This is a genomic window from Geodermatophilus sp. SYSU D00710 (genome assembly GCF_054050195.1).
The window spans coordinates 137,179-145,137 of sequence record NZ_JBJGYX010000004.1 but is presented as its reverse complement, the minus strand read 5'-3'; the positions used below and the strand labels follow the sequence as shown (position 1 = coordinate 145,137).

The window sequence follows — 7,959 nt, the reverse complement described above, 5'->3', positions numbered from 1 at the left end:
CGCGGCGGGCCGCCGCGAGCGCGCGAACGACGCCGGCGGCGGTGGCGCAGCAGGACGACGACGGTGACGGCCAGCAGCAGGAACCCGGCCGGCCAGCCCACCGCCTGCGGTGAGCCGACGCCGAGCGCCTCGGCGACCACGTAGCCGACCGAGTACCCGGCCACGACGACCAGCAGCACCGGAACGAGGAACACGAGCCCGCCCACCGCCGCTCCTCCCTGCGGGCCCGGTGGCCCGGCTCACACCAGCGTCCCCGAGGACGGCCCCGGACGCTGCCGTCCGCTCCCGGCGGGGATGATGGGGTCGTGTCCGAGCAGTCCGCCGTCGACGTCCACTCCGCCGCTGCCGAGCAGGCGGCCGAGATCGCGACGGCGCGCCGGGACATCCTCCGCATCGCCACCGCCGGCTCGGTCGACGACGGCAAGAGCACGCTGATCGGCCGGCTGCTGTTCGACAGCAAGGCGGTGTTCGAGGACCAGTACGCGGCGATCGAGCGGGCCAGCCGCGGCGACTACGTGGACCTCGCGCTGCTCACCGACGGCCTGCGGGCCGAGCGCGAGCAGGGCATCACCATCGACGTCGCCTACCGCTACTTCAGCACCCCGCGGCGCACGTTCATCCTGGCCGACACCCCGGGGCACGTGCAGTACACCCGCAACACGGTCACCGGCGCCTCGACGGCGGACCTCGCGATCGTGCTGGTCGACGTCCGCAAGGGCATCCAGGAGCAGAGCCGGCGGCACGCCTACCTCGCCGCGCTGCTGCGGGTGCCGCACCTGGTCGTCGCCGTCAACAAGATGGACCTGGCCGGCTGGTCGCAGGAGACCTTCGAGGCCATCCGCGACGAGTTCCGCGCGTTCGCGGCCAAGCTCGACATCCCCGACCTGACCGTCGTCCCGATCTCGGCGCTGCGCGGGGACAACGTCGTCACCCGGTCCGACGCCGCGCCCTGGTACGACGGGCCGGCGCTCCTCGAGCACCTGGAGTCGGTGGAGGTGGCCGGTGACCGCAACCTCACCGACGTCCGCTTCCCCGTGCAGTACGTGATCCGGCCGCAGTCGGACGCCTTCCACGACTACCGCGGCTACGCCGGCACCGTGGCCAGCGGGGTGCTGCGCCCCGGCGACGAGGTGCAGGTGCTGCCCGGCGGCCGGACGACGACGATCGCCGCCATCGACGGCCCCCGCGGCCCGGTGGACGCCGCACACCCGCCCATGGCGGTCACCGTGCGGCTCGCCGACGACCTCGACGTCTCCCGCGGCGACCTGCTGTGCGGACCGGGGGGCGGGCCCGAGGTGACCCAGGACCTCGACGCACTGGTCTGCTGGATGGCCGACGAGCCGCTGCGGCCGCGGCAGCGGCTGGCCGTCAAGCACACCACCCGCAGCGTGCGGGCGATGGTCAAGGAGATCGTCCACCGGCTCGACGTCAACACCCTCGACCACGAGGAGGAGGCCGGCGAGCTCGGCCTCAACGACATCGGCCGGGTGCGGCTGCGCACCACCCAGCCGCTGTTCGTCGACGACTACACGCACAACCGGGCCACCGGCCGGTTCATCCTCGTCGACGAGGCCACCAACGCCACGGTCGGCGCGGGGATGCTCGTCCCCCACCAGTAGGACCGCGGGCCCCTGCACGGGGGCCGCTCCAGCACCTCACGTGCCGCCTGGGGAGCCGTCCACCTCGTCGCGCCAGCTGTGCTCGGGCGTCCACCCGAGGACGCGGCGGGCCCGCTCGCTGCTCATCAGCGCCTGGTGCCGCTCCAGCGGGCCGCGCACCGGGACGCCGGGGAACTGCTCGGCAGCCAGCTCCGCGCTGGGCCGGCTCATCACCGTGTCGGCGTTGGCGATGACGAAGACCTCCGCCCCGGGGCCGCGGTGGTCGAGCGCGGCCAGGACCGCGGCGGCGCCGTCGCGCGCGTCGATGTAGGACCACGCGTTCCACCGCCGCAGCGCCGCGTCGGCGTCGAAGGAGGGGAAGGCCGCGTAGTCGGCCGGCTCCATCACGTTGGAGAAGCGCAGTCCGGTGATCGACAGCTCCGGCCGCCACCGGGCGAACTGCCGCGCCATCTCCTCCTCCAGCGTCTTCGACAGCGAGTAGGACGAGTTCGGCGTCGGCCCGCAGTCCTCGTCGAGCGGCAGGTAGGGCGGCGGGGTGTCGAAGGGCAGCCCCAGCACCGTCTCGCTGGAGGCCCACACCACCGTGTCGATCCCGGCCACCCGGGCGGCGGCGAAGACGTTGTACGTCGTCGTCACGTTCGCGGCGAACAGCGTCGCGTCGGGCCGCAGGCCCGGGGCCGGCAGCGCGGCCAGGTGGACGACGGCGTCCGGGGCCGGCCACCGGTCGTCGACGCCGGTCAGCGCACCGACGGCCTGGCCGTAGTCGGCGAGGTCGGCCTGTGTCCAGGCGACGTCGGCCCGACCGGGGTGCACGAGGTCCACGACCGACACCCGGCGGCCGCGCCGCACGAGCAGGTCGACGACGGCGCGGCCGAGCTTGCCGCTCCCCCCGGTGACCAGCACGTGCCGGCTCCCGCCGGGCTCCGCTCGGTCGGACGCGCTGGTCATGGCTCTCCGATCCGGGGCGTCGTCACGGCGCCCCGTGGCAGGAGGTCGTCCGCCGCCCGGCACGAGCCGGGCGGCGGGACGGCCGGTCGGCTCGTCAGGACTCGGGGTCCGGGGGCGCCGGCGCCTGGCTGGGGTCGCCGTCCCAGTCCTTGCCGGCCTTGTAGGCGTGCCCCGAGGCGCTGTCGGTCTGGTCGGCGACGGTCTGCACCATCTCCTCGTCGGACAGGCCCTCGCCGGCGGCCTCGGTGTGGCTGGGCTCGCTCATCGCGTCTCCTCCGTCTGGCGGCTTCGGTCGCCCCCAGCCCTCCCCGGGAGGGACCGGAGACAAACGCGCGCGCCCGGCCTCAGCCGCCGTGCGGCCGCACCGAGAACCACACCCGCTTGCCGCCGTCCACGTCCTCCACGCCCCAGTCGTCGGCGATCGCGTCGACGATCTGCATCCCGCGCCCCCGGGGCTGGTCACCGCGCAGCTCTCCGACCACCGGGCGCACCGAGCTGCCGTCGGCCACGGCGACGCGCAGCCAGCCGTCGGAGTACTCCAGCTCCAGGGACAGCACGCTCTCCCCGCCGACGTGGTCGACGACGTTGGCGACCACCTCGGTGACGAGGAGTTCGACGTCCCCGGTGTCCTGCGGCGCGTGCCAGGCCAGGAGGACCTCCCGGGCCAGGTGACGGGCGACCGGCACGCTGCGCGCCGAGGGTGGCAGGTCGACCCGGGCGGTGAGCGTGGACATCGAGGCCTCCCTGGTTCCGGCACCGGGGCGCCTCATCGGTTGTGCACGATCGAACTCGCAGCCAGCCTGACAGGTCAGTGACCGGTGCGCAATGCCCGTTGCACGGAATGGCAGTTGCATGTCACAGCCGTTGCACGCAACACCCGTTCACCACGGTAGTGTGCAACCGAGCGGCGCGACGGAGCGTCGGCGAGGACGGAGGAGGACCCCCGTGACGGCAGGACCGCAGACGACGCCGGCCGCGCCGGACGATGACGTGGTCGACAGCACGCCACGGGACGACGACGCCCTGCTGGCACTCGAGGACCTGGTGCGCGAGATCGACCGCTGCGCCGCCGAGCTGCAGGACGCGCGGGCGCGCGCGGAGCTGCTGCTCGCCGAGCGCCGGGCCGGCCGGGCGTGGCTGGACATCGTCACCGCCGAGTCCCGCCCGCTGGTCGTGGAGCGCATCAGCACGGTGCTCTCCGGGCTGGCCGGCGCCGGGTCGGCCTGGCGCCGGGCGCAGGCCCGCGCGCTGCAGGCCGAGCGGGTGAGCATCAACCGGATCGCCGCCTTGTACGGCGTGACGCGGCAGCGCGTCTCCGCCCTGCTGCGCGACGGCGACCGCGCGCAGCACTGACCCCGAGGCCTCCCTCAGGCCGTGAGCGCGTCGATGGCCTTGTAGAGGCGCTGCTCCGACACCGGGCGCGGCGTGCCGATCTGCTGGGCGAACAGCCCGACCCGCAGCTCCTCGACCATCCAGCGGATCCGCGCGACCGGGTCGTCCGGCGCGCCCGTCGGGGGCACCTCCCGGCGCAGCTGCTCGTACTCGGCGGTGACCGCCGCGACCTGCTCCGTCCACAGCGCGTCGCGCGCCGCGTTGGCCGGCAGCTTCTCCAGCCGGTGGGCCATCGCCCGCAGGTAGCGCACGAGGTCGGGCAGGCGCCGGTGGCCGGCGTCGGCCACGAAGCCGCGGTGCAGCAGCCCGGCCATCTGGCGGCGCAGGTCGGCGATAGCCGCCTCGGGCACCCGCCGTCCCGGGGCCGCGCCGATCGCGACGGCGACCTCGCGGGCCTGGGTGAGCACCGCCTCGACCCGCCGGACGGCGTCCTGCGTCAGCGGCAGCAGCTGCTGCCGGGCCGTGGTCACCAGCGCGGTGAACGCGGCCTCGTCGCGCGGCGGCCCGCCGGCGGCGGCGACCAGCTCGTCTGCGGCGGCGTCGACGCAGTCGTCGACCAGGGCCGGGATCTCGCCGTCGGGGTTGAACTGCAGGGCCAGCCGCGTCCGGGGCGACAGGCCCTTGACCACCTGCCGCGCGGGCGAGCCGGCCACCAGCACCAGCAGCCGTCGCGCGCCGCGCCAGGTCAGGCGGGTGGCCTCGGCCTCGGTGGACACGACCCGGACGCCGACCGTGGCGCCCTCGTCGACCAGCGCCGGGTAGGCGGTGACCGCGTGCCCGCCGCGGACCACCTCGACGGTGCGCGGCAGCTCCCCGATGGTCCACGCCGTCAGCCCGGTGCGCTCGAGGTCCGAGGCCGCCCGGGCCAGGCTGGCCCGGCTGGCGGGGGCGACCTCGCGGCGCAGGGCCTGCAGGTCCTTGCCGGTGGCCAGGGGCCGCTGCCGGTCGTCGAGGACGCGGAAGGTCGCCCGCAGGTGGTCGGGCACCTGCGCGGGCTGCCAGGCGTCCGGCGGGACGACGACGCCCGCCGTCCGCCGCAGCTCGCGCTCCAGCGCCGGCAGCAGCGGCTCGGCCGGGGCGATGCGCGGCAGCACCTCGCGGACCCGGTCGGGGATCGGCACCAGGGCGCGGCGCAGCTGCTTGGGCAGCGTCCGCAGCAGCGCCGTCACCAGCTCCTCGCGCAGGCCGGGGACGGTGAAGGCCAGCGACTCCCCCGACGTCCGCTCGGCCACGGTGTCGAGCACCGCGAGCGGCACGTCGACGGTCACCCCGTCCTCCGGCGCGCCGGGGGCGAAGGCGTAGGACAGCGGGAGGGTCAGCCCCTGCGTCAGCGGCACCTCGTCGGGGAAGTCCTCGACGCGGACCTGCCCGGCCGCGGCCGCGTTGGTGAGCACCTCCGGCGTGAAGGTGAGCAGGTCCGGCGTCTCCCGACGCGCCTGCTTCCACCAGCGGTCGAAGTGCCGGGTGGAGACGACGTCGGCCGGGATCCGGGCGTCGTAGAGCTCGAACAGCGTCTCGTCGTCGACCCGGATGTCGCGGCGGCGGGCCCGCTCCTCCAGCTCGGCGACCCGCTCGATCGCGCGCTGGTTGTCGGTCCAGAAGCGGTGGTGCGTCGTCCACTCGCCCTGCACGAGCGCGTGCCGGATGAACAGCTCCCGGGACACGACCGGGTCGATCGAGCCGTACTGCACGCGGCGGCCCACGACGAGCGGGATGCCGTAGAGGGTGACCCGCTCACTGGCCACGACCGAGCCCCGCTTCGCGTCCCACCGGGGCTCGGAGTGCTCCCGCTTCACCAGGTGGGCCGCCAGCCGCTCGACGTCGTCGGGGTCCACGCGGGCGACGGTCCGGGCGAACAGCCGGCTGGTCTCCACGAGTTCGGCGGCGACGACCCAGCGCGGGGGCTTCCTGGCCAGCGGCGTGCCGGGGGCGATGACGAACCGGGCCCCGCGGGCGCCCAGGTACTCCCGACCACCGCGCCGCCGGTCGCCGTCCTTCCTCCGGGTGTCCTCGAGCTGCAGGCCCACCTGCGACAGCAGTCCGGCCAGCAGGGCGGTGTGCACGCCGCGCTCGTCGGGCTCGGCGGCGAGGTCACCGACGGTCATGCCGAGCCGCCGGGCGGTGCTGCGCAGCTGGCCGTGCAGGTCCTGCCACTCGCGGATGCGCAGGTAGTGCAGGAACTCGCGCTTGACCGTGCGGCGGAACTGGCTGCCCGACAGCGCGTCCTGCTGCTCGGTCAGGTGGCGCCACAGGTTGAGCAGGGTGAGGAAGTCGGAGTGCTCGTCGGCGAAGCGGGCGTGCGCCTGGTCGGCGGCCTGCTGGTGCTCGGCCGGGCGCTCGCGGGGGTCCTGGATGGTCAGGCCGGCGGCGATGACCAGGACCTCCTCCAGCACGCCGCGGCGGTCGGCCTCGACCACCATGCGGCCCAGCCGGGGGTCCAGCGGCAGCTGTGCCAGCGCCCGGCCGGTGGGGGTGAGCCGGCCCCGCTCGTCGAGCGCGCCGAGCTCCTCGAGCAGGGCCCGGCCGTCGGCGACGGCGCGGCGGTCCGGCGGGTCGACGAACGGGAAGTCCTCGACCGCGCCGAGGTCGAGGGCGGCCATCTGCAGCAGGACCGAGGCCAGGCTGGTGCGCAGGATCTCCGGGTCGGTGTACTCCGGCCGGCTCTCGAAGTCCTCCTCGGTGTAGAGCCGGATGGCGACGCCCTCGGCCACGCGGCCGCAGCGGCCCGAGCGCTGCCGCGCCGAGGCCTGGCTGATCGGCTCGATGGGCAGCCGCTGCACCTTGGTCCGCGCGCTGTACCGCGAGATGCGGGCGGTCCCGGGGTCGACGACGTAGCGGATGCCGGGCACGGTCAGCGACGTCTCGGCGACGTTGGTGGCCAGCACGATCCGCCGCCCGGTGTGCGGCTGGAAGACCCGGTGCTGGTCGGCGGCCGACAGCCGCGAGTAGAGCGGCAGCACCTCGACCCCGGGGAAGCGCTCGGTGAGGCCGTCCGCGGCGTCGCGGATCTCGCGCTCGCCGGCGAGGAAGACGAGCACGTCCCCGGGACCCTCGGCCGCCAGCTCCTCGACGGCGTCGCCGATGGCGGTGACCTGGTCGCGGTCGGGGTCGGCGTCCGGGTCGTCGGGGTCGGCCACCGGCCGGTAGCGGATCTCGACCGGGTAGGTGCGGCCGCTGACCTCGACGACGGGCACCTCGGCGCCGTCGACCGCGAAGTGCCTGGCGATCCGGTCGACGTCGATGGTGGCCGAGGTGATGACGACCTTGAGGTCGGGACGCCGGGGCAGCAGCTGGGCCAGGTAGCCCAGCAGGAAGTCGATGGTGAGGCTCCGCTCGTGCGCCTCGTCGACGACGATCGTGTCGTACTGGCGCAGCATCCGGTCGCGTGCGATCTCGGCCAGCAGGACGCCGTCGGTCATGAGCTTGACCAGGGTGCCGTCGCCGACCTGGTCGGTGAAGCGCACCTTCCAGCCGACCGCGCCGCCCAGCGGGGTGTCGAGCTCCTCGGCGATGCGCTCGGCCACCGTGCGCGCGGCGATCCGCCGGGGCTGGGTGTGCCCGATCCGGCCGCGCACCCCGCGGCCGAGCTCCAGGGCGATCTTGGGCAGCTGGGTGGTCTTGCCCGAGCCGGTCTCGCCGGCGACGACGACCACCTGGTGCTCGCGCAGGGCGGCGGCGATGTCGTCGCGACGGGCGCTGACCGGCAGCCCCTCGGGGTAGGTGACCGCCGGGACGGCGGCCCGCCGGCGGGCGATGCGCTCCTCCGCGGCGGCGACGTCGGCGGCGATGCTCTCCAGCGCCCGCGCCCGTGCCGCCTCGTCGCGGATGCGGCGCGTGCCCTCCAGACGGCGGCCGATGCGGTGCTCGTCCTCGAGGGTCAGCGCGGCCAGCCGGGACCGGAGGTCCGGGAGGGTCGCGGTCACGGCGGTGCTCGGCCTTCTTCCAGGGGGCGGGGAGCGGACTGCTCCGCTCCCAGGATCGCATCGGGGAGGCCCGCGCC

7 protein-coding genes are annotated in these 7,959 nt (G+C 75.3%); 2 read left to right on the top strand and 5 right to left on the bottom strand.

From position 1 onward, the window contains the following. Positions 1-206, bottom strand: a 206-nt coding sequence (locus ACI78U_RS03300; protein ID WP_456873859.1) for a hypothetical protein, incomplete at its 3' end; no start/stop codon positions are given. A 99-nt stretch (positions 207-305) separates the two neighbouring features. Here ACI78U_RS03300 and ACI78U_RS03295 point away from each other — a divergent pair. Continuing rightward, positions 306-1,619: a sulfate adenylyltransferase subunit 1 gene (locus ACI78U_RS03295; protein ID WP_456873858.1), complete on the top strand. Its 1,314-nt coding sequence runs from the start codon at positions 306-308 to the stop codon at positions 1,617-1,619. A 36-nt stretch (positions 1,620-1,655) separates the two neighbouring features. Here the strand turns inward: ACI78U_RS03295 and ACI78U_RS03290 are convergent, their stop codons facing one another. From ACI78U_RS03290 to ACI78U_RS03280, 3 genes are all read right to left on the bottom strand, one after another. Continuing rightward, entirely contained in the window at positions 1,656-2,567 is a 912-nt protein-coding gene (locus ACI78U_RS03290) for an NAD-dependent epimerase/dehydratase family protein (protein ID WP_456873857.1), read from the bottom strand. Between the two features lie 94 nt (positions 2,568-2,661). Next, entirely contained in the window at positions 2,662-2,832 is a 171-nt protein-coding gene (locus tag ACI78U_RS03285) for a hypothetical protein (RefSeq protein ID WP_456873856.1), read from the bottom strand. 79 nt (positions 2,833-2,911) lie between these two features. After that, positions 2,912-3,301: an ATP-binding protein gene (locus ACI78U_RS03280; RefSeq protein WP_456873855.1), complete on the bottom strand. Its 390-nt coding sequence runs from the start codon at positions 3,299-3,301 to the stop codon at positions 2,912-2,914. Between the two features lie 211 nt (positions 3,302-3,512). Between ACI78U_RS03280 and ACI78U_RS03275 the strand changes: the two genes are divergently transcribed. Beyond that, positions 3,513-3,920: a hypothetical protein gene (locus ACI78U_RS03275; protein WP_456873854.1), complete on the top strand. Its 408-nt coding sequence runs from the start codon at positions 3,513-3,515 to the stop codon at positions 3,918-3,920. A 14-nt stretch (positions 3,921-3,934) separates the two neighbouring features. On the opposite strand, the gene hrpA is transcribed toward ACI78U_RS03275, so the two are convergent. After that, complete coding sequence (hrpA, locus tag ACI78U_RS03270) at positions 3,935-7,882, bottom strand: ATP-dependent RNA helicase HrpA (protein WP_456873853.1); 3,948 nt, start codon at positions 7,880-7,882, stop codon at positions 3,935-3,937. Positions 7,883-7,959: the final 77 nt, after the last annotated feature.

Excerpts from the sequence above, each read along its gene's own strand:
- ACI78U_RS03290 (WP_456873857.1), bottom strand. The coding sequence starts at position 2,567 with ATGACCAGCGCGTCCGACCGAGCGGAGCCCGGCGGGAGCCGGCACGTG.
- ACI78U_RS03285 (WP_456873856.1), bottom strand. The coding sequence starts at position 2,832 with ATGAGCGAGCCCAGCCACACCGAGGCCGCCGGCGAGGGCCTGTCCGAC.
- ACI78U_RS03280 (WP_456873855.1), bottom strand. The coding sequence starts at position 3,301 with ATGTCCACGCTCACCGCCCGGGTCGACCTGCCACCCTCGGCGCGCAGC.